The following is a 22,138-nucleotide window of genomic DNA, read 5'->3' on the forward strand; positions in this document are numbered from 1 at the left end:
CGCGATGCTTTCGCCTTGCTGATCATTGGAACGTGACAAACAGGCCGACAGCCACCGGTCCATCAAACTGCAGCTGACCCTTCGCGCCCTTTGTTCGTGAGAGCCCTTTCAGCAGCAGAAGCGATCTGAAAACCTCCAGCAGGGCTATTTCGGCTATGTATCGTCCGAAACACTCCCGCGCCCCAAAGCCAAAATGCAGATATTGGTCAAACGGTCGCTTGGCCTGGAAGCTCGACGGGTCGGGCACCGCTTCCCGGTCGAACATGGCCGACAGCGGGGGAGCAAGAACCCTCGTTCCGGCGCGCACGAGACGTGCATTTTTCGTACCGTACGCAATCACTGTATCGCGCGGTGTATCGCGGACCAGGAGTGGCAACATTGGCCGAAAGCGCAGTGCCTCATAGACGAAGTGCCGAAGAGTGGTACGAAGTGCGTCCACGCGTTCGTCGTCACCGCACTTCATGGCCTGATCGAGCGCAATTGCTACTTTCTGCGCCTCCTGCAAGGCGTCGGGATGGGCGAGGATCTGATCGATAGCCCCAGCAGCCGCTCGAACGATTGTCGCTCCGCCCGTAGCGAGCAGACCGGTCAGATAGCGCCGTATCCAGTCTTCATCGAACCAAACCGGTGCGCCGGAAGTGCCTAGCCGTTGAACGAAGCGGGTGAGAAGAGTGTCGCTGGGCGCAGTCGGATGCGATCCCGCCGTGGGTGAGGCGGCGCTGGAAATCTCGTTCAGCACGAGATCAGTGATTTTCGCGATGTGGGAGTGCGAGCGGGACCAGGGCTTCGAGCCGATCGGTGGCTTGACCATGATGATGCCGGCGAGATCACGCATCGCATGAGCCATGTCTCGCGTGCTCCCCGCCAAGGGAGGAACACCAAAGTACTTGTCTGCGATATCGACAACGACCGGTTCAAGCAATTCGGAGACAACGTCGATATGACCCTTCGCTGCTACAATCTGCTGGCGGCATCGCTGGTCAACGATCGCCCTGAGCCTTGCGGGGTCGGCGGTCAGGTCAACAGCGCTCTGAAGCCACTGGCGCTCTTGCGCATGTCGCTGGCGCCAGTCCACCGTCATGAGAAAATTACCCCACGGCATTCCCGGCTCGATGGACTCGCCTAGCGTGAAGTCGTCGAAGCGCTCGAGCACCGCGCGCACCTCGCGGGCCTGCGTGACGACGAGCAGTTTGCTGAAGATAAATATCGGTCGAAAGCGTCGCAGGACGCTGAAAAGAAACTTGAAGAGACCAAGTTGACAGAGGAAATGGCACTGCACGCGGTAAAGCTGCATGCGCAACGTAAGGCGTCGCGCTTCGATGAAGCGTTCCAGCCGAGAGACGAATTGGAAATAGCGATCCGGCGACTCACGTCGCATGGTCGATTTGAAAATGTTTGTGTCCATCGACAGCCCCCGAAGCCTTGCTGCACAATTCCGCCGGGGCACCAAGGCCGTCAATTTACTGTGGCTGCAACCGTTACCTCAGGTCGCGCAATGCTAATGTGAACTGCTTCACAGTTGCAGGGAGCGAACGTGCGAAAGGTGGTTGGGTGTCTTAAGTACCACAATCTTAGATAAGCTTGATAAACAGCAACTGGCGGCCCTTGTCGGCTCCCGGCCGCCTCGCTTTCGTATCGTGGCAAGCGAGCTTCCTAATACGTGCGCCTCCGCTGCATAATCCGCGCTTCGAGAGCTAACCTTAATCGACGAGGGCTGTCACGCCGTTTACGGCTTTGGTCTTTGGATGCGCAAAGCAGACGAAGTCGCAGCTGGCTGTAATGTCCGTTGTTAGAGCCGAATAGGCGGCATGCTGACTTTTCGGAGAGGAGTTGCGATTGTCCGCGGCGCTCCGCCTTGCCGCTCCCCTGTGGCTCCCCGTCCGGTGCATGATCAACTCCATATTAGCTGCCTGAAGGCGCTTGTCGCCTCGACCCCAACCTTCACAGGGTTGAGGTCCGGCAATCGCAACGAGGCAGGATATCTTGAGCTTGGCTTAAAAGATACCTCTCACGATTGGAAGAAGGATTGCGGCAAGCCGGGCTGCCGGAATGACCATGGCAGCTTAGGTGCTCGCCCATGACGACGAAGTGATCGAATGAGTGCGACTTCCGCTAATGGCAGATTGTGTTGAAAAAGTCCTCTTTCGCTGATGACTGAAAATTCTCAGGACCGCTGGTGCGTCTCTCTCGCGGCGAGGTGAAGGACCACATGAATTCCCTAGGCCTCGGATCCGATCAAAAACAATCTACGGCGGACTTTGATTTTTCGACCAGTGTCGACCCACAGCGGCTAAACATATCAGAAGGGCTGACCTTTCCGCCTTTGCGAAGTTACGCGGTGTGTGTGATCCATTTCACTTGACTGCAACCTTTAGTCGCTTGCAGATTGGTTACTTTGAAAATTGGCGTTGGCGTAGCGTTTGGAGTTTCGGAGGGAAACATGGTTAGCCATGTCCTTGCATCAGCTGCGGAGCCGAATTCGACAGTCGCGCCTGTGGCGCCAGAGAACGAAGATGCTCAAATTCGCCGCTTGGTCGGACTATTACGGGAGCGCGGCCCTAACGGCCTGTCTCAGGTATTCGCACCACTTTTAGAAAAGCGCGACAAAGCTCTGGCAGAAGAGCTTTCGGCTGAAGGCGCCAAAATTCTTCGAAAGTACGACAATCTCTTCGCTAGCGCCCTATCTATGCGCTACGACACGCTTGATGCTGCGCTGGTCCGTACGGGGTTTGCCGTCGCCGAGATCGATGGACTAGGTGTTATTTCCTATGCGAACGACGCTCTTCGGAGACTTCTGCCTGACGCCGTTGGACGCGATTTCGCCTCCCTCTTCGGACCACGTTACAACGATGTACGCGCCGCACTATCGGCACAAGAACGACAAAGCCTTCGGCTGGATCTGCATCGCGGCAATCTGCCGTCTATTCACCTGCGGGGCGAATTTGGCCCGCTGACTGACGAGCTCGGACGGGCCGGAGCGTATGCACTTCTCCTCGATGTAGAAGCAGAGGATGCACGGTTCGATACATTACCGGACGGGATCCTGAGGCTTGATCCAAACGGTAGTATCGTTTTTGCGAATTTGCGCGCCGAGCAGCTCATCGGAGCCAGTAGAACCGAATTGCAAGGCCGGGACGCAGCCTTGTTCTTTGCAATCTGCGATCTCGGGGACAGCTCAATTGACGTCGCCAATTGGCTGAGGTCGCCCGACGGTCGCAAGAGGAAAGCAGAACTTATCTCCGTGAAAGGAGTAACTACGCCGATCCGGCTCACGGTCGCCCCGTCTTTCGATACAGCCGAAAGCCGCGCTGGTGCAATTCTCACTATTGTCCCAATGGCAGAGGAGCTCGTACGTGCGGAGCTTCAGCAATTACTAAGTACGCCAGAGTACAAGCCGGAAGAGCTTGTCCTCGGTGTAATGGAGGCAGTTCGCAAAATAGTTCCTTACGATCTTGCTACCTTCGGTGTGTACACCGAGGACATGAGGTACCACAAAACTCTCGTGGTACATCCCCAACCCGAGTGGATTTGGACTACAGCTTGGTTCCCACTTGGGGACGAAGTTCGCGCCTTCTTATTAGGCGAGCGAACCTGGGGCAATGATTTGCGCTCCACCGCAATCGAGCTGACGCCAGGGATTGAGGACGACCTCGTCCTACAGAACATCGTCAAAAGCGGAATGGAAGGATTCGTAACGCTTCCGATTTCCGGTGGTGGGCAAAGTGTCCGCGCCTCGCTGACCTTGCTTTCGAAGAAGGCTGCTTGCTACGACGGCTCAGAACTCCCACGCATGCGCGACTTAGGCGTCGAAAAAGCACTTCTGGTCGCCGAAGCAAATATAGTGCGACGTCGCGAAGAACGCGTTCGCGCGCTCCAGAAGCAACTTAGCAATGCGCATAGACACGAAGAATTGGCTAGTCACCTCGCCGAAGGCATTGCCGAATGTTTTGGGTGGGATTATGTCGCGATCTTCTCAGTCGACCGAAGGGATAACCTCTTCCGCATTATATACCAATGTAACTACACCGCGAGTCCGGACGTTGACCACAGTTATACTCAACCTCTGAACGAAGGTCTCCTAGGCGCGGCGCTAAGGGACAACGCACCACTAGCAGAGCAAGACATTCAGTCCGGATCCCAATTTGGCTATAAGCCCGTTGTCCCGGACCGTCGTTCTGCCTTGGCATTCCCTATACGCGTGGTTCGACAGTCATTGAAACCAAGTCGCGACGAGATTGAATGGATCCTTTCTATTGAGTCGGGTTTGAAAAACGCATTCCAAGGGCCCGATATGGTCGCTATTAATGACCTGTTAGCGCAATGCGAGGAGGTCTTGCGCCTGCGGTGGTTGAGGGCCGTTCAATTGTCCCTCCTTGATGCTGTAGAGCAAGCGGTCATTGTCGTTGGCCGTGCAGGCCATGTGCGCCTCACAAATAGATGGGCCGACGCGCTGTTCGGTCGACCCGGCGGCGCACTTCTTGGCGAGAGACTTGCTCGTTTTGGGGCCGATGATGCTAGCCGCCGATTGCTGAGCTCGACAGCTCCGGTTGCACAGGCACATCTGACCTTGTCTATCGACACAGCCGTCTACGTCCCTGCCTTGGCAAGCCAGCGCATTCTGAACGATGACTTCGGCCACTGTCTTTGGCTGTTTACTGACCTTCGTGAACAAGCCCAGCACAGCAATTTGATCTATCTGGAGGAAACGGTGAACGAGGTAGCTCAAAACGTTCGCTTGCCTCTTATGCTGGCCCAAAGCTTACTCAAGAAGGCAGTCTCAACCGCCAAAGACACCGCCATCATTGATCTTGTCGGCAACGCTTGTCGTCAACTTGACAAGGCTGACATTACATACGAGCGGCTTGCAAGCACATTAGCCATCAGGCAAGACCCCGATCGACCTAGACAAATCTTCGATGCAGTGGACACACTACGGGAAGCGGTGTTTGACCTTCCTCAACAGGATTTTGACCTGTGCGAGCTTTCCGGCTTTCCGTCGGACAATGAATTTGAGCCTTGCTACGTCTTGGGGTGGCCCGAGCAGTTGAGGTTCGCCTTTAGATCTCTATTGGGTTATGCGCTATTTCGACGGCCGAACACGTCCAAAGTAAAGGTGCACCTTCAGCATTTAGAAGGTCGCAAGCTTCGCATCCAGCTGTCAATACCTAATGTCGACGATCTAGAGCTAGTGGCTTTTCCAACCAGACGCGGACAGATGGATGCGGCGGCCCAGCATGCGCGCGAAATCGCATCCCTATCATTTGAAACAGTTGAACTCGCAATCAATCGTAATAAGGGCAAACTCGCCAAATTAATTGAGAATTCGACACTGACATTTGCGATCGAACTCCAAGCGATGGAGCCGGTGCATTAAGAGCAGGAGCTTACATCATGCCTAAGTTTCTTCTCATCTCCTCGGATTCTTCTTTGCAGTATGAACTCAGAGAAGCGCTTGGGCCAACAGCACGTGTTGATCTTGTCGCGATCGACGCTGAATCGGCCTATAAAAGTCAGCTCATAAGGGACCCGCTTGATACGGTGTTGCTGTTAGACGCACAGATACCGCGACGTGCGAATTCGCCACCTGACAGACAGGAACTAGCGGCGCTCTGGCTGTTACAGGAGCTAAGAAAGTCTGGAATTCAGACGCCCGCTTTAGTCATCACGTCGCGTCCACTGGGCGTAACCGAACTCGACGAGTACTGCACTCCTGAGAATCATGCAATTGCATTGCCTCAGCGCCGACTTCAGCCTGCGGTGCTCCACTCGTTTGTCGACATGCTCCTTTGCCGACCCGGCGATCCGAGAGCGGCATGGAATGTTATCGAACTTGATGTTAAGCGCACCTCTGTCAAATGTTTTGTTGGCAATCGCTACGGTGGCATGATCGAGTGGGCGGAGGCATCCACCCGATCGTATTCGGCCGCCCATACGCTCGCCTTAGCTTACGCCCAGCCACCATTTAGACCGGGCTGGGTTCGCGAATTTCATCGTGATGGTGCGCTGTTGTTCCGCGAGCTTATCATCGCGACACTTGGTCCCGGACTATTTTCTCACCTAGAACTTTCAGCCGGCGGTTTATACAATCTGGCATTTCGCTTTCGCGTCGAAGAGGCCTCTCTATACTGCGCGCCTTTCGAAGCCACGGTCCGTTTGTCTGGATTGCCGTGGGGTAGTACAGAAGACGATTTCACCCAGAATCCCTTCGTGCTGGTGAACGCTCCAATCGCCCGACGAATGAAGGTCGCGAACATTCGCGCGGCGACGAGAGAGACGCAACAATTGCGTGCCGCCAGGGTTTTGTTTGTTCGTTCTCAGGTCGGTGAAAATCCAGCTGGTACGACAAGCGGCGATATAGTTGGCGTGCCGGTGCGCGATCCGGATACTGGTAGGTTCCGGCTCAGTCATCTCAAGTTTCGTCGGCTTGAAAACATAGATCAAGAACTGAATGACCTCAGGGCCTTGAACGCCAAGGACTGTACGATCTTTACATTGGATGAGTTGGACTTGTCGGCCTCTCGGGACCCCAGAGGAGCAGAGGCGGTGCTGATGGAGAAGCTTAAGCTGAACCACTACGATGTAGTGCATTTTGCGGGGCATTCGCTAACGACGAGTGATGGACTAACGCAACTAGTGCTGCCGGGTGAAATACCGGGGAAAGCCGAGGGAATGTCGGTTCACACCTTTGCCGATGGTGCGGCGGCGGCCGGTGCCCGGCTGGTTTATCTGTCCTCTTGCCAGGGGAGCTCCGCCAACGCGGTTGCCAACCTCGGTCAGCGAAGCATCCCACATGTAATAGGGTTTCGATGGGACGTAGACGATAGACGAGCCGCTGACTTCGCGAAGTATTTCTACACCGACTTGTTTAGCAGAGATTCGAGTAGCATCTGCGGTGCGTTTAGAACGGCTTGCCGAGGCGTATATGAACCTATGCACATAGAGTCGTCCCCTATTTGGGCGTCTCCAATTCTTGCTTCCTATTCTGATAATTGGGCAGCCCAATTTATTCTCGAACAGATCGAAAGTGAGCATCGCGTCTGAAAAGAAGCGCTCGGAGACATCTGCGCAGCGCGAAGCACCTCGACACCTTCGAAGCGGCAGCGAGGTGTGGGGGACGGGCTAGCCAGCGTGCGAGCAGAAGCACAAATCCGGATGCGAGAATTAAGCCAAATTGCGTAACGAAGCGGCGCACTGTCCAGTAGGAAGCCTCTCTACACTGGGTGCAAACAAACGACTAGGCATCCTGGTACATCCTGGTCGAGGTTTCACTCCAACACTGCGTTCGACACACTAGCTTGTATTTCCCTCCTTGGTAATGCGCGGTGCGCATGTGGCGGGAAAGTTGGTCCGGAGCCTTTCCTAGTATCACTGGAAGCTTAGTAGGAGACGAGAGGAGGACGAGATGCTTCTCGAGACCATAGTATTTGACGCCGCGATGTCGGTATCGGCAACCCGCGCACGCCTCGCGCGATACGGGCTTTGGTCGGATCCGAAACAGCCAGAAGCGCGTGCATGGATCGAACAGACAGCAAGCCGACTCCTATTGTCGTTCGACGAGACTGCCAAGCGCTTAGCGGTCGACCCCAAGATATATGGGGCCGCTATCCGGCGCCAATGGTTTGCAAGCATATTGTGGTATTCACGCCCGACAGCAGGTGTGCTCGAAGCTTGCGCAAACGCCAATTCAAACGAGACCCTGCTGAATGCCCTGAATCTGCAAGAATCTGACAGCAATGAACCCGTTCCTCTGCCGCCTCCAGGGCCGATTCCTGCGGATGGTGTGGTGCTCGACGGCAGCACACCCGTTGCAGTTAGTGTGCCGGGCCTTCAAGAGCCTCCGCCTGCATCCGAATTCGATACGGGCGGGGGCCGCACCACAACGCGCGGTCCGACCACTGTTGAGGCTCGGTCGACTCGTACGGAGATCCTTGCATGGCCGCGACTCGACGCACCGGCTTATGCGCCCGCCCACGTCCGGTTCGACGTGGTTGTCGGGTTGTCAGCCGAAAGGCAGGCGGTCGTATTGGGAGAGATTCTCAAAATACCGGTGCCACCAGGCGCGACGTCAATCGATGTCATCGTCGAGCTAGTTGCGGACGGCATTGATGCACCCGACGGTTGGATGCGTACCTTACAGATTGACGTGTTAAACCCGACTGCAGCACAAGCAAAGTTTGTTCTCGTCGGTCGTGATCCGATTGGACCGGAACCTGTACACCTCACAATGCTGGAAGTGCGCTACCTGCGCGAGGGTATGATTTGCGGTGCCGCGGCACGTCCGCTCGTCATTGGACGTTCCACAGACGCCGCGCCTCCGACGCCGACTGGCTTCGGAACCCTATGGCTCGATCAACCGGCTGTCCATGCGCCAATGACTTTTTCCAAAGAGGTACTAGCAGCCGATTTGATTATCGAAATTGCAAAACCTGACCGCAACGAAGGTAATGGGCGCTACGTTTGCCGGCTCTCTTCGCCTCACAGGATATCAATCGATCCTGGTCCCCATTTCATCGATCTTGGCGATGATGCCAAGACCTTCGCGAGATCGAGCGTGGTCGATCAAGTGCGCCAGCATACCGGCGGCGCGCTCATCGAGAACGTGTTGGAGGCCGTCGGCAGCCTCGTCGCGGAGAAGCTGCCAGCTGCAGTATTCGATGCACTGCGGGAACTAGCGAAGCGCTTCAGTCTAGATCCTCCCTCCGTTCTCATCTCCAGCGCCGAGCCATTTGTTCCCTGGGAGCTTGCGTTGATGGACCCACCGCTCGACGCAAGTCGGCCATCATACCTCGGCGCGCAAACTGTCCTTGGTCGCTGGCTTCGCGATCATGCCGGCTCAACCCCCCCGACCATCATTGACGGATCCGCAATCATTCGCATCGAAAAGCCGCCCGCGCAACCACCCGGGTCAATCGATGTGCGCGATATGGCTGTGATGGCTGGCTTTTACAAAGCCGAATCCGGCTTAAAGCGGCTACCTGCAGCCGAAGATGAGGCTGCTAAGCTCGTTGCGAACTACGATGCCATACCATTGGCCGCATCGGCACAGGCATTGAGCCAGCTGCTTGGGAAGAAGCTCGAGCACAGTTTCAGGCAGATTGGTGGAGTTGGCGCGGTGCACTTCGCCGGCCATGGTGAATTCAATCCGACTCTTCCCGATTCATCTGTGCTTTTCCTTAGCGATGGACATCCGCTGTCTTCCTTGGTTTTCCGAAGCGCAAAGTATGGCGGTGCGGAGCAGCCGCTGTTGTTTCTGAATGCTTGCATGATTGGCATCGGCGGAACACTACTCGGTGACATGGGCGGCTTTCCGGGAAACTGCTTGCGAGGAGGCTTTGGCGGCATATTGGGCGCGCTATGGGAGGTAGATGACGTCGTCGCCGCTAAAGTAGCGCTCGAATTTTGGCGGCGTGCGTTACCCTTGGACGGTACCGACGGGGAGCCGGTGGGACGTATTTTGCGTGACTTGCGCGCAAACTTCTCCGGCAATGGCACTACTGGTCCGATTCCGACCTGTTTGTCCTATGTCTATTATGGTCATCCCCTTTTAAGGCTTCGTCGTCAAATAGCCTGAGGATCATGCAAATATGTCTCAACTCACAGGCTCATCACAGGCGATCTCGCTTGGCCAAGGCTACGCTATTCGAAGCCCCGGTATTCGCGGCACGGCCGACCTTGTCATTCCGCGCAGTGCTGCTGACCGCAGCCGCAGCCGCCTTCCAGAGGATGGCACACAAGCACTCGATACAGCCCTGGCGGCGACAAACGTCACAGAGGTACGGACTGTCGAATTACGCCTGGTGTCAACGTCCCCGCTCGACGCCGCGCGTGCCCTACGCGGGATGGATGGCGAGGAAACAGTCGAACTTGAGGTGCCAGACTTGGGCCCAGAAGCAGGACAAGTTGTCCTGTCTTGTGATGAAACAGGGGTGCTCAGATGGCACCTTCCGGTGGATGAGCGACTGCGACTGCAAAGCGCCGTAACGCGCGGTGCCGGGGGGGTCAAACGGTTTCGCATTCCCGCCAGCCAACCGCGACCGGCTTCTGCCACCGACCCAGCCAAGCGTAGTCTGCTCGGAGTTATTGGGAGAAAGCTGCTGAAAATTCTCGTCTACCCAATAACCGATCCAGTGATCGGAGCGATCAGCGAGTCTTTCGCAGAGCGATGGGAAGATAAGTACAGGCCCTACGGTTTACGCAGTTTCGCACCCGAGGGAAGAAGAACAGCGAATGTCGGCGCGCTCATTCCCGCTGACTGGGATCGATTACGCGACGGACGCGCGCTCCTTTTTATTCACGGCACGTTTAGCACGTCCCATGCCGCCTTTGCGCAGATCCCAGATGCAACATTCGCCACACTCTATGAGCGATATCATGGCCGCGTATTCGCCTTCGATCACTTTACGATGTCTCACGATCCAAAGCGCAACGCCGAGTGGCTGCTTAGTCATCTTCCGCAGGGGCGCTCGCTAGAGATCGACATCGTTTGTCACAGCCGCGGGGGGCTCGTTGCCCGCACTCTCGCTGAGAGTCCGTCAGCGTTCGGGCTAGACTGCAAGAATATCTCGGTACGTCGCGTTGTCTTCGTCGCCGCACCGAACCACGGCACCGCTCTCGCTAACGCGGACCACATGGTGAGAATGGTCGATCGCCTTACGACGTCCCTCAACCTTTTTTCGAGCGGCCCAGTAAGCGAAACGCTTGAGGCGTTGATCACGGTCGTCAAGGTTATCGGTCATGGCGCATTAAAGGGCTTGGATGGCCTAGCCGCAATGCGGCCGAACGGCGAATTCTTACAAGCCCTTAATCAAGGCGGCCAAGCTTGCGATAGTTACCACGCTGTCGCTTGCGATTACCAGCCGACGAACGAAGGCCTTCGAGCCCTACTTACTGGCGCGGCCAATGCTGTCGTGGACCGCGTATTCGAGAAGGTTCCGAATGACCTGGTCGTGCCCGAAGCAGGCGTTTACGAGGAGAATGGCTGCATGACATTCCCAATACCCGAAATGCGCCTTCTGAAAGTCCCGAGCAGCGCCGGGGTTATCCACACAACCGTGTTTGGCTATCCTCCACTAAGTGGAAAAATCACCGAGTGGCTCACCTGAATAACTGGATACGCAACGCCAACGACCGACCGAGCCGTCGGCGATCAGGGCTGTTGATCGACATCCGATCGAGAGCGTGCGCGACCCAAGAAGGTCCGCTGTTAGGCGGATGGTGTTGCAAAAGTCTTTTGCGGCATGCGACTCAAATTCCTTAGAGCCATAGGCGCGACGATCGAATAATAACGTGGGGGGCCATCGCTCAAGACAACGGGCCTGAGGCTGCATTGACCGGCGATTGTCGCTTATTTCGTTCTTTCGCGAAAAATTAGCCGCGTGTCCTTTTGGGTCTTTTGCAACACTATCAGGCGCGAAGCGGACGTTAATGAGCTTAATGCAGAGCTCAACCTATGCAGGGTTGAGGTTGCTGCACGAAGTTCGGCTCATTCTGCTGGTTTTGACTTTCGACGCGTCATTCGGGGAGCGCCAGGGGAGTACAGGCATCCTTTGCGTCAGAGCACATTGATCGGTACGTCAGCATCGTTGGATGTCTGGAAATAGGCGACTGGCGGCTTGCGTTTCGGCTGCTGTTATATCACAACGTGCTTGTCCGTTCTGTCATTAGCGTCGCTTGACCGCGTGCTCCAGCCTGATCCCCAAAGCAGACGAAGCACATGAGGGCCGCCGCTTCCTCGGAAGTCCACATCGCTCTTGAGAATTCGCGCGACATATGATGCCTGCTTGAGCGTCCGATTCGTTCTCGCCGCGAGTGGTCACGTTGCTGGCGTCATCATCCACCCGCCCGCAACAAACGGAGCCACTGGGTGATGATGACCTTGGCTGCGAATCGAAAGTTGGTTAGGAGCTGCAGACGAGAAAGCCGGAAGCTGTGGCCCGACTGGGATTCCTGGATGAAGCGGCATTCGAGCGGGAGGACTCCTGCCCCGGTGCAGGCCGGCAGCGCGAGCTATCACATCATCGAGCCAGCGCCCGGTCGTTACGTGAAGCAAAAATCAAACTGATTCGATCGGTTGCTGTCAGCGCTCTGTGCGAGTCTAGTTCAAACCGGCACATTCAATTTCACCTGCGCGCCCGACAAGCAAAATGGGCTGGCTGACTAACGTATCGCGCACCGGAGTGCCACTGGTCCGGTCAAACCGACGCGGCCTAAATGGCCACACATTAACTCGACACCATCAGATCAAAGTTGCGGGATGCCGGGCCACGCAGTTGAGCCTTTCGCCTTCGCGCGCCGGCAACCGCGCCGTATGCCGTGTCTGGGAACGCCAGCGCAAAATGACGTTCAGGCCGCGCAACGTTGGTTAATCGCGGCGCACTCGGTGTGGAGTATCTCTCCTGAGGCTGTAAACCGGAACAGCGAGCGCTCTAGTTTGCCTTCGTAGTTGCGATAGTCGAGGCAAACGCCGTCGGCTGTAAGCGTCAGGTCATTCATTGCGAATGCTGCCGTAGACGCCATCGCAAGCTTGGGTGCCCAGTAAGCAGCGATCGATGCCCGTCCGATTAAGGTCACCCTATCGCAGCTGCATTCAAGCGTCGCCCGCTCGTCGTACATATCGACCAAGGCGTGGAGATCGCCGAGCCGACAGGCATCGAGCCAGTCAACGACGATGGCGAAAGGATCGAACTCATGCGGTGGTATCGGCATCGGTGCCCATCCTGTCCCTCATGCCTCCCGGCGCAAGCTCATATAGGTTTCATCGTGAATGGGGTTGAATGGAGCTACCGTAAGAATACGGACTATCCGGTATGTTCACTTTTGTACTTTCATGCGGAACTACCCGGTCCCGGCGACGTTTGTGCATGGAACTTTCGATGGGCGGGAAAAAGTGGCAAATTCAGAGCTTCCTGTCGTCCTCATCGTCGAGGACGACCCTACAATACAAGTGATCGTTGAGGACGCTTTGAAAGAAGCTGGCTTTGAAACGGCAATTGCACCGTCGGCCGAAGAAGCCGTGACCCTGCTCAAGGGGAAAGTGATGAACTACCGGGCGCTGGTCACCGATATCAATTTGAAGGGGCGCATGAACGGCTGGGAAGCCGCGAAGCAGGCCCGGCATATCGAACCTGAGTTTCCGATCGTATATATGACGGGTGCTGCCGCCGGTGACTGGGCGTCTCACGGTGTGCCCCACAGTATCCTCCTTGAAAAGCCATTCGCGCCCGCACAACTAGTGACCGCGGTCTCTCAGCTTCTCAACGCGGCTTCGCCAGGACAAAGCTGATGCAGGGCGCCTCGGTGTTTTTAGTCGAAGACGAGGCCCTAATACGAATGATGATAGTCGAAATGCTCGAAGAGCTCGGGCATCGAGTGACCGCCGAAGCCGGCAGTGTTGCGATTGCCGAGCCGCTTGCTCGGACGTCCGCATTCGACTTAGGGGTTTTCGATATCAATGTCGCGGGCTTCAATATTAGTCCAATAGCCCAGATCGTTGCTGCGCGCGGTCTCCCGTTCATATTTGTCAGCGGCTACGGTCCCGAAGGACGGCCTGAAATGTTCACTCACAAACCAGTGCTGCGCAAACCGTTCTTGATTTCCGATCTTGCGACAATGATCGATTCGGCTTTGAGCGAGAACGGGCGGCACGACTGACAGCAGGCCCATGAAAGCCGGGTTGCCCGGAGAAGCACAGACGCTCGCCCGTTGCCGGACATCGTGCCGCAATTATCGCCTGCTATCGAGCGCGCCGAACTCCGGCGCGGGTCGCCAATGCGGATGCCAGGAAAGCGTGGGCCCAGCCGGCGTAGGGGAAAAAAGCCCGCATTTCTGCGGGCTTTTTGTGAAGCGCCTCATCCGAGCCTGCGCGGATCATATCAAGCCCAGCGTTTTCACACAGCCAAGGTCAAAGCTCCCCCTCGACAGCCCCTCAACGGCGCTTACGCTTTCGTGTGCGGTCCGGCAGCGTCTAACGCTTTCTTCCGTTTCATCCGCCCGGCACCCTTCAATCCCCGGCCTTACCGGTTGGCCGTTGCCGCACTGCGGAAGTAGAAGGGCTCGCTCGGCAGCGAGCCATACACGAACGGTTCCTGCTGGCGCCCGGTCGCAGCCATCACGTCGTCGCGAACGAAGCGGAATAGCATCGATATCTCTAAACCCGGCTGCTTCAATCGCTTGAGCAGCGCCTTCATGAACGGACTGTTACCGTCGTCCCCATCATGCGCCACCTGGCCGGCTTTCGCAGCATAAGCGATCATGGTACCACCTTCGGGCTCGACGCGCGCCAGGCCTGCCCCCAGCGAACGCGTGCTGTTGGTGAACCGCATCTGCGGTGCGAATGGATTATTGCGACAGGCGTCCAGCACGATCAGCCGCAAGCCCCGCACGCCCTCGATCGCGGCGCTTAACTCATCGATCGACACCGCTTCAAGGCGAACATCGCGATCGGTCTTGAATTGCGCATCTACAGGGGCGAGCCAATTGACGCCTCCCATCTCGAGCCCATGGCCGGCAAAATAGATCACAGCCCAGTCGGCTGTTTCGGCGTCCGCTGCGAATGCTCTCAGCGCCGCGAACATCTGTGCGCGCGAGAGGTCGCGCAGGAGCGTCACCTTGCGGAAGCCAAGCGCATCGAATTCTGCCGCGAGCGCTTCCGCGTCACGGCCGGCATTCGTGAGCGGTGCAACGTTCTGATAGGTGGTATTGCCGATGATGAGCGCGACCCGGTTGCTCCGCTCTCGCGCCGGCTCCGCGGAATTCTCAAGACGCGGCGCCATCGCGCTGTCTAGTTCGCGCACCAGTTGCTCCGCCTCGCGGAACACACCGGCGGCGTCCGGACTGGACAGCGGCAGCCGTCGCGCGGTGGCCAGCGCATCCCGCGCGGCACCCACATTGTTGGTGCGGGCCAGTGCCACGCTCTTGAGGGCATGCGCTTCGGCGTTGTTCGCGTCGATCCTCAGCAGCGCAGCCAACACAGGTAGAGCTTCCGCATAGCGCTTCAGCTCGACCAGGGCTTTACCGTTCAGCAGGCCAATGTCAGCGTGCATCTTCTGCTGTGAAAAGGTCGTGGTGACCCGGGTGGCGCGTGCCCGCGCAATTTGATGAAGGGCCTCATCGGGGCGGCCGACCTGCAGCAGGAAGTCTGCCCGGTTGATAAAGTTGTAGACATCACCCGATTGCAGCCTCGCCGCCTGATCGAGATCGGCCTGACTCTCGGCAATTTTGCCACGCCGGACAAAGGCCGCAGCGCGGTTACGCAGCGCCCCGGCGCGATCCGAATTGGTGTTCGCCAGAGCGAGCGCGCGGGTCGCGTCCTTAATGGCGAGATCGAATTGGCCAAACCCGCTGCGTATCGTGCTCCGGTTCAGCCAAGCGTCGACGAGGGATGGATTGTCTTCAAGTGACCTGTCGCAGCTCGCCAGTGCATTCCGATAGTCGTGCCTTAGGATGTAGTGGTAGCAACGCGTGTAGTGGGCGGCGGCGCGTTCACCCATCGGTATACCCCGCGTGTTGATGATCGCCAAGCAGGCGCCGAGCGCGGCCTCGCCGTCTTTGTTGCGGCATGCCTCCCACAGCGTCGACCTCTCGCTAGGAGCCGCGATCGCGTTAAGGGTGGGCAGCGAAAGCAGGAACGCCAGCAGGAACGTCATGCCGCGGGCCGGCAGCAACACGCGCCGATGCGCAATCTGCCGGAGTGCGATCACGGAGTGGTCCTGCCGAAAGCTGCACTCGCTTCCGATGCGGGCCGGGGGACGGCAGCCGTCTGCTGGTCGAAAACCCGCGATGCCCAGCTACACATCACGATCATAAATATCCCGATGGCGCCGAAAATCGTTCCGATGAAGCTCAGAATGATTGGCATCAACCAGAGTGACAGCAGGCTTCTGATCATGGCCGCGTCAGGTACCGCCGGGTCATAGACCACCGAGACGACCTCGCCGGTCCGGTAGGCTGGCGGATAGGTCCGAAGGCCGGACTGAAACTGGTGAGTTCCGCCGTCCGCCGTCTCAAAACGCACAATCGGTGAGAATACGTAGCCCTTATCGTCGCTGTCGCGCATGCGCACCATCTCGACGACCACGCCCTCCACTTCGAGGGTGCGCGCAAGCCAGCTCTTCGTACTCCAGACGGACCAAGCGGCTGCGACAAACAGCAGCAGGCCAATCGGTATCAGCACGAACTTGCCAAGCCGGTTCAGAAAAGTCGTCGGGTCTTCCATGGACTGGTCCTGCGGCAGGTACGGGGCGAACGTTTAACTGCATCTGTCTGAAGGGACGCCGAAAGGTTCAATGCGCAGCCCAGTAGCTCGGAGTGGTTTTGCCTCTTCCAGGTATCCGCGAGTCGCGTGGTTAGCGATCAACGCGATCGTGGCTGACCCCTGGAACCGCGCGCCACGGCCGGATGGCGGTGGCCATTCCATTTCGAAGGTGTTGCTTCGAAAATCGGCACCTCAACAGGCCCAGTCTCCTCGGCAAATTCACGTCGGGCCGCCGCAAGCGGCTTGGGTGTTCTCGCTGCATCTACAAGCGGGCCCGAAACCGGGCGTTTTGAACCGCATCGGTCCTGCTGCCATGAAGGCGCCAGCGGGGTATTGCCTTGCAATATGTTAGATTCTGGCACCCATTGGTGTACGCTGTCACCGTCCATGGGATGGAGACTCGATATGCTGCGACGAGTTTTCATCGCAGGAGTAGCGGCCACTGGTGCTTTGTCGTCATTTTCGCTGCGCACAAATGCGCAACAGCCGGCGGCGAGTCGCCCCCGCATTGGCGTGCTGATCTATGGCTCGCTAGAGCGCAATCCGAATACACAAGCACTTCTGGAGGGCCTCCGGCAGGACGGCTATGTCGACGGCCAAAACATCACCATCGAGTACCGGTATGCTCAGGGGCGGGCGGAGCGACTTCCCGCACTCGCCGCGGAGCTGGTCCAGAGCAAGCCCGCTGTCATAATTGCCTTGGGTGGCGATGTTGTGCCACATGTTACGAAGGCGACGCAGTCTATCCCCATCATCTACGCCATGAGTGCCGATCCGGTTCAACTCGGCATTGCCAGGAGTTTAGCAGGGCCTGGGGGGAATGCGACCGGCGTCACATTTTTGTCGGACCATCTCGCAGCCAAACGGCTCGAAATCCTCAAGGAGGCGGCTCCCCGGATTGCGCGCGTTGCACTCGTCCGCGATCCAGGCCACCGCGACAACGAGCTGCCGGTGGCAGAGCGCGCAGCAAAGTCGCTTGATCTCGATCTCATGCCGGTCGACATCCGCGATCCATCCGAGCTTGACCGGACACTTGAAACGGCGAGGAAAGCCGACATCGACAGTCTCTATGTCGTTTCTTCGCGGCACACGGATGCCAACGCGCCACGGATCGTCGAGTTTGCTAACCGGCATCGTCTTCCGATGGTAGCTGGATGGGGTGCATGGGTTCAGGCCGGTGGCTTGATCTCGTATGGACCCAATGTTGGGGAAATGGTCCGTCAGGCGTCGCGTTACCTCGAGCCTGTGCTTAAAGGAGCAAATCCCGGAGAACTTCCCGTGCAGCAACCGACACGGTTTGAGTTGTTCGTGAATTTGAGGACGGCCAAAGCGCTCGGCCTTAACATTTCGGAGGCGTTTTTACTTCGTGCCGACAAGGTGGTCGAGTAATGACCCAGATGCCTTTAGCAGTGGCAGACCCACTCCTTGAAGGACAAGTGTCGCCTTGCCGAATAGACGAATGGGTCTCAAGGCAGGGGCCCACCGCCGACGCAATCGCTCCAAGACAGTTTGCTCACGGCTGTTGAGCCGCGCGTGTGACGTTGCGCGATCATCCATTACCGTTTTGTCTGATAATGTCCGATTAAAGCAGACAGTCACTGCCACGCCAACTTCTAGGGACGCAGTAATTTGAATTGGGACACCTTCGTTGTCCAATCTGTGCATTTGCGCGATCCATCCTTGTTTTCATTACTGTTGAACCTTCGCGCGGGTCCGCCTGACCCACCCTAAGGGACTTTTGAAGAACCGGAGTAGGTTCTCATGGTGAAGCCATCGGACGATTACCAGGTTCGTGGCTGTCGCAACCGTGCGGTCGCCTTCGGTTTGGGCGAACGGGATTGTAGTCTACCGGTACACGATGATTAGGGAGGTACGTTCACACCACATTAGGGCGTTCGAAATTCCAACTTTTGAGGGAGGCAATGATGAACGTACTGAAATCTGCATTCGTCGGCATGGTCCTAATTTCAGCCAATACGATAGCCCGCGCGGACGTGATCGGCGACTGGAACAACACGGCAGTTGACGTGATGAAGGCGGTCAACGTTGGCGGTAATCCGTGGACGCGCAGCATGGCGCTGGTGAATGTATCCATGTCTGACGCGGTCAACTCGGTGCAGAACCGATATTCCCGTTACGTACCAGAGCTTCCAACTGACCCGAACGCCTCGGCGGAGGCCGCGGCCGCCGCCGCTGCCCGCGAAATTCTCATGCGCCAGTACCCCGGCCAGAAGGAGCGAATTGAAGCGGCCTTCGCAGAAACGATGAAAACTATTCCGGACAATCCCGCCCGGGCTGCGGGTATTGATTTAGGTGTGAAAGTTGCGGACGCTGTTTTCACGGAACGGCAGAGCGACGCGACAAACACGCCCGACACATATCGTCCGCTCACGACGCCTGGCGTGTGGGTGCCGACCACGCCGCCGCTCTTTCCTCAGTATGCCACGGCCAAGCCTTGGGGCATGGAAAGCGCGAGTCAGTTCCGCCCGGGTCCGCCTCCGGCACTCAACAGTGCGCTTTATGCGCGCGATTACAACGAAACCAAGGAAATGGGCGGAGTGAAAAGCACGAAGCGCAGCGACACGCAGTCCGACGTCGTGCGCTTCTGGACACAGGCGAACCTTGGGCCCGCATGGTTCCAGGCTGCCAGGCAGGCTTCCGCCCGTCATAACCTCTCCCTGCCAGAAAGTGCGCGAGTATTCGCACTGATGTCGATGGCTCTCGCCAACTGCTTCATCCTCGATTGGGACGCCAAATTCCAATACAACTTTTGGCGGCCGATCACCGCGATCCGCAACGGCGACCAGGACAGCAACGATGCGACTGAACGCGAGGCCGGCTGGCTGCCTCTGAACACCACGCCGATGCATCCGGAATACCCGTCGCAGGCGGGCATCAACGCGGGTGCGGCGCGAACCGTTCTGGAAGCTGTTTTCGGCAACGGGACGGAGGAATTCGTCGCGACCGACATTTCCGACGCCCGCCTTTCGCGCAAATTCACCAGCTTTGCGCAACTGGCCCAGGAGCACAAAGAGGTGCGCATCTGGGGCGGCATTCATTTCCGCAATTCGCTGGACGTCGGAGATGCGATGGGTCGCAAGGTCGCTGATCATCTCGTAGCAAACTACATGAGGTCGACGAGGTAGGCCCATGCTCGGAGCCATCTCAAGGCACCTGCTTACTGGCGGCGCGTTGTTGCTCTCCGTGTTCCTTGCCGCTGATGCGGCGGAGATCGACGACGATCTACCCGATCTTGCGGATCAGATCAAAGCGATGGCCTCGGAGGTCGCACTCGAGTTGCAGGAAATTTGTCCGCCTGCCGCCCCCTCGGATCAGGCAGCCTTCGACCAATGCCGGCGCCGCCTGTTCGGCGACTCCGCGCTGCGGCGGAGCCTCGCGACGAGGCTCCTGTGGGGCCGTCGGAATCAGGACGCCGGGGCATCGCTCAATAACACCAATCTCACGCAATTTGCGCCCGATGTGATTGCCGGCCTCTACCTCCCGCTGTTCATGTTCAGCGGCGAGTACGGCACCGAGTACGTCGAGTGCGAGCGATTGTACCTGATCCGTCTGCGTGCAGGGTTCCGCAACCAGTTGCAGCCTGGGCAGTTTCCGTATCCGTTCTGGCATCAAGAGGCGAAGTGGGGTGTTTATCAGTCCGCCAATTCGGTTCTGCTCTGGGTCAATCCCAAGACCGCGAAGATCGTCATCGGGCAATTTAGCGAGCGGGGCAGCGATAGCCCGGTTGTCTCCAGCGAACCGGTTTGGCCCAAGTTTGACGGCAAATGGATGTGGATGGACAAGGAAGGAAGCATTCAGCCGCGTGTAACGCTCTTCGATGGCTTGTTCCGACAGAACAATCCCCATCTGCCAATGCTCGACTCCACCTACAGGACGCTGGCGCTGCGGATGCGCGACGCGCAATGCGACAATTGTCACGTGCCGAACAACCCCATGCCGATGCGCCGCTTAGTGCTTATGCACACACCGGCCCACGCGGCAGGCGAGATTGCGCGGTTAATGACCGCGGTGCGTGAGGACAGGATGCCGCTGGACGATACCGGCGCCGAACAGCCGCTCGAACCTGCGCTCAAACGTGCGCTGCTCGAAAGCGGCGCAGCTTTCGAAGAGTCGGTGATGGCTGCAAAGGATTGGGAATCGGGGCACCGGGATTGAAAGGCACGCGACAGATCGGTCGCTGAGCTCGTCCGCACGGGATTACGGCGCTGACGTCTACTCATGGCAGATCAAGCTTCCGTCGCGCGGCCTTAACCTTCAGAGGGTTAGGCTGTGTGACAGTTTTCGGCTCTTTAGTAACCTGCTCTTCATCAAAGCGCTGGCTGGGGGAGCGTAAGGGGAGTGGAGCGAACGTTTGGATCGGCAATAGGCCAACAACATCAGAAGCTGTAATCTAATCACTGCTTCGGTCGCGCTGTCGTTTGGCAAGCTTCTTCGATTCCATAGCGGCAATACCGCGCCGTTGGCGTCGATCGATCAGGCGCATCACCGGCGTCACGGTTACGCCATGCAATACAATCGAGATAAGTATTATGAAGGCCGCTGTACTCCAGACCACATCGACCTTGTCAAAATTCTCCTTTTGGAGAGCGTATGCCAGATAGTAGATAGTTCCTAATCCTCGGATGCCGAAGAAGCTGATGACAGCACGTTCGGTCGGCGGACAAGCAGTTCCTGCCAAACACAACCAACCAGCTAATGGACGCACGAGAAAGATTGCGAGCATGGCGTAGCCGACCGAACTCCACGTAAGGGCGTTGAGAAGTCCGCCACTCGAGATGGCTCCCCCGAACCCAACCAGCAAGAGCATCATCAAAAGACGCTCAAGTTGCTCGGAAAAATCATGAAGCGTTTGGTGATATTTATGATTGCGCTCTGCGGCCCTTAGAGCCAAACCCGCAACGAATACTGAAACGAAGCCGTAGCCGTGCAGCGCTTCGGCAATGCCGTAAACGGCAACCGTTATTCCAAGCGCAACAAATCCGTCTCCAGTCCGTGAGAGTTTGGCTCGGTTCGGCATTCGAAAAACAAGCCACCCCAGAGCATACCCCAGCAACACTCCGACCCCAACCCCGATGCCAAGACGCCAAACCACTTCGATGCCGATCCACTGGAGCAGCCAGGGTTCGCGGGTGCGTCCGGCGTGCGCCAAAGCGATGGCGCACATTACGAAGGGGAATGCCAGTCCATCATTCAAGCCGGCTTCGGATGTAAGCGCAAATCGAGCGTCATCCTCCTCCCCGGATTTCGGAGGTCCGACTTGCACATCACTCGCTAGAACTGGATCGGTGGGAGCAAGAGCAGCGCCGAGGAGCAAAGCCGTAGCGGCGCCTAAACCCAACATTGTGTATCCGAGCCACGAGAGTGCAAGAATCGTAACTGGCATGGCTATTGCCAGAAGGCGCCATGTCATCATCCATGACCGCCATCCGATCCTGCGATCGATCTTGAGAGCTGCTCCCATCAAAGAGATCAAGATCACCAGTTCCGTAAGCCGTTCGACGGCCGGCAGTGTGACATCAGGTCGCGGAACGTAGCCAGTTAACGGAGAGGCAAAAACAGCGGCACCGATTCCAACGCAAGCTATTGGCAGCGAGAGAGGCGCTTCACTCAGAACCATCGGCAGCCAGGCAGTCAGAAGCACTAAAGCTCCGAAGCCGATCAGCAACAGGATGTAGGAATCACTCAACTCTGCTCCGCCCATATTTAACGGGAACAACTATTCCCTCGCGGCTGGTAACCTAACGGCACTGGCCTCAGAGGATACCGAGTGCGATCTTGCGATAACGCCTAGGCTCCTTTGATTTGCGAATTGCTTCACGTGAATCCAGCTTTGGTCACGGTCGACCATCCAAGCTTACGAGGTAG

Annotated in this window: 14 protein-coding genes; 9 read left to right on the top strand and 5 right to left on the bottom strand. The window is 57.4% G+C overall.

The window, feature by feature from the left end; genetic code table 11:
• Positions 1 to 22: 22 nt before the first annotated feature.
• Positions 23 to 1,405: a cytochrome P450 gene (locus JQ609_RS11240; RefSeq protein WP_212273458.1), complete on the bottom strand. Its 1,383-nt coding sequence runs from the start codon at positions 1,403 to 1,405 to the stop codon at positions 23 to 25.
• Between the two features lie 1,035 nt (positions 1,406 to 2,440).
• Here JQ609_RS11240 and JQ609_RS11245 point away from each other — a divergent pair.
• The 4 genes from JQ609_RS11245 (at position 2,441) to JQ609_RS11260 (ending at position 11,102) form a co-directional block, all read left to right on the top strand.
• The gene (locus JQ609_RS11245; protein WP_212273459.1) at positions 2,441 to 5,374 is read left to right on the top strand and encodes a PAS domain-containing protein; all 2,934 of its coding nucleotides are present in this window, start codon (positions 2,441 to 2,443) and stop codon (positions 5,372 to 5,374) included.
• 17 nt (positions 5,375 to 5,391) lie between these two features.
• Complete coding sequence (locus JQ609_RS11250; protein ID WP_212273460.1) at positions 5,392 to 7,041, top strand: CHAT domain-containing protein; 1,650 nt, start codon at positions 5,392 to 5,394, stop codon at positions 7,039 to 7,041.
• Positions 7,042 to 7,402: 361 nt separating this feature from the next.
• On the top strand, positions 7,403 to 9,571 hold the full coding sequence (locus JQ609_RS11255) for a TCAD7 domain-containing protein (protein WP_212273461.1): 2,169 nt from the start codon (positions 7,403 to 7,405) through the stop codon (positions 9,569 to 9,571).
• A gap of 13 nt (positions 9,572 to 9,584) precedes the next feature.
• Complete coding sequence (locus tag JQ609_RS11260) at positions 9,585 to 11,102, top strand: triacylglycerol lipase (protein ID WP_212273462.1); 1,518 nt, start codon at positions 9,585 to 9,587, stop codon at positions 11,100 to 11,102.
• A gap of 1,240 nt (positions 11,103 to 12,342) precedes the next feature.
• On the opposite strand, the gene JQ609_RS11265 is transcribed toward JQ609_RS11260, so the two are convergent.
• A complete protein-coding gene (locus JQ609_RS11265) occupies positions 12,343 to 12,705 on the bottom strand; it encodes a nuclear transport factor 2 family protein (RefSeq protein ID WP_212273463.1) in 363 nt (120 codons plus the stop codon).
• A 181-nt stretch (positions 12,706 to 12,886) separates the two neighbouring features.
• Here JQ609_RS11265 and JQ609_RS11270 point away from each other — a divergent pair, with 181 nt between their 5' ends.
• Together JQ609_RS11270 and JQ609_RS11275 are read left to right on the top strand one after the other, a co-directional pair.
• Complete coding sequence (locus JQ609_RS11270) at positions 12,887 to 13,282, top strand: response regulator (protein WP_312014837.1); 396 nt, start codon at positions 12,887 to 12,889, stop codon at positions 13,280 to 13,282.
• On the top strand, positions 13,282 to 13,650 hold the full coding sequence (locus JQ609_RS11275; RefSeq protein ID WP_212273465.1) for a response regulator: 369 nt from the start codon (positions 13,282 to 13,284) through the stop codon (positions 13,648 to 13,650). Before JQ609_RS11270 ends, JQ609_RS11275 begins: the two co-directional genes overlap by 1 nt.
• Positions 13,651 to 14,012: 362 nt before the next feature.
• On the opposite strand, the gene JQ609_RS35750 is transcribed toward JQ609_RS11275, so the two are convergent.
• Positions 14,013 to 15,698 (bottom strand): caspase family protein, encoded by a 1,686-nt coding sequence (locus tag JQ609_RS35750; RefSeq protein ID WP_212273466.1) that lies wholly within the window; start codon positions 15,696 to 15,698, stop codon positions 14,013 to 14,015.
• Entirely contained in the window at positions 15,695 to 16,213 is a 519-nt protein-coding gene (locus tag JQ609_RS11285; RefSeq protein ID WP_212273467.1) for a DUF3592 domain-containing protein, read from the bottom strand. Before JQ609_RS11285 ends, JQ609_RS35750 begins: the two co-directional genes overlap by 4 nt.
• A 444-nt stretch (positions 16,214 to 16,657) precedes the next feature.
• Between JQ609_RS11285 and JQ609_RS11290 the strand changes: the two genes are divergently transcribed.
• The 3 genes from JQ609_RS11290 to JQ609_RS11300 all read left to right on the top strand — a co-directional run bounded on the left by JQ609_RS11290 (position 16,658) and on the right by JQ609_RS11300 (position 20,428).
• Positions 16,658 to 17,641 (top strand): ABC transporter substrate-binding protein, encoded by a 984-nt coding sequence (locus tag JQ609_RS11290; protein ID WP_212273468.1) that lies wholly within the window; start codon positions 16,658 to 16,660, stop codon positions 17,639 to 17,641.
• Positions 17,642 to 18,177: 536 nt separating this feature from the next.
• Complete coding sequence (locus tag JQ609_RS11295) at positions 18,178 to 19,398, top strand: vanadium-dependent haloperoxidase (protein WP_212273469.1); 1,221 nt, start codon at positions 18,178 to 18,180, stop codon at positions 19,396 to 19,398.
• A 4-nt stretch (positions 19,399 to 19,402) separates the two neighbouring features.
• Positions 19,403 to 20,428 carry a hypothetical protein gene (locus JQ609_RS11300; protein ID WP_212273470.1) on the top strand — a complete coding sequence of 342 codons (1,026 nt, stop codon included), beginning with the start codon at positions 19,403 to 19,405 and terminating at the stop codon, positions 20,426 to 20,428.
• A gap of 235 nt (positions 20,429 to 20,663) precedes the next feature.
• Here JQ609_RS11300 and JQ609_RS11305 read toward each other — a convergent pair whose 3' ends face one another.
• Positions 20,664 to 21,959, bottom strand: coding sequence for a cation:proton antiporter (locus JQ609_RS11305; RefSeq protein WP_249127866.1), 1,296 nt, complete (start codon positions 21,957 to 21,959; stop codon positions 20,664 to 20,666).
• Positions 21,960 to 22,138 lie beyond the last annotated feature (179 nt).

It is taken from the genome of Bradyrhizobium sp. AUGA SZCCT0169 (assembly GCF_018130085.1).
GTDB lineage: Bacteria > Pseudomonadota > Alphaproteobacteria > Rhizobiales > Xanthobacteraceae > Bradyrhizobium.

Bases quoted from the DNA above. Each gene is read 5' to 3' on its own strand.
- JQ609_RS11240 (WP_212273458.1), bottom strand. From the start codon at position 1,405: ATGGACACAAACATTTTCAAATCGACCATGCGACGTGAGTCGCCGGAT.
- JQ609_RS11245 (WP_212273459.1), top strand. From the start codon at position 2,441: ATGGTTAGCCATGTCCTTGCATCAGCTGCGGAGCCGAATTCGACAGTC.
- JQ609_RS11250 (WP_212273460.1), top strand. From the start codon at position 5,392: ATGCCTAAGTTTCTTCTCATCTCCTCGGATTCTTCTTTGCAGTATGAA.
- JQ609_RS11255 (WP_212273461.1), top strand. From the start codon at position 7,403: ATGCTTCTCGAGACCATAGTATTTGACGCCGCGATGTCGGTATCGGCA.
- JQ609_RS11260 (WP_212273462.1), top strand. From the start codon at position 9,585: ATGTCTCAACTCACAGGCTCATCACAGGCGATCTCGCTTGGCCAAGGC.
- JQ609_RS11265 (WP_212273463.1), bottom strand. From the start codon at position 12,705: ATGCCGATACCACCGCATGAGTTCGATCCTTTCGCCATCGTCGTTGAC.
- JQ609_RS11275 (WP_212273465.1), top strand. From the start codon at position 13,282: ATGCAGGGCGCCTCGGTGTTTTTAGTCGAAGACGAGGCCCTAATACGA.
- JQ609_RS11285 (WP_212273467.1), bottom strand. From the start codon at position 16,213: ATGGAAGACCCGACGACTTTTCTGAACCGGCTTGGCAAGTTCGTGCTG.
- JQ609_RS11290 (WP_212273468.1), top strand. From the start codon at position 16,658: ATGCTGCGACGAGTTTTCATCGCAGGAGTAGCGGCCACTGGTGCTTTG.
- JQ609_RS11295 (WP_212273469.1), top strand. From the start codon at position 18,178: ATGAACGTACTGAAATCTGCATTCGTCGGCATGGTCCTAATTTCAGCC.
- JQ609_RS11300 (WP_212273470.1), top strand. From the start codon at position 19,403: ATGCTCGGAGCCATCTCAAGGCACCTGCTTACTGGCGGCGCGTTGTTG.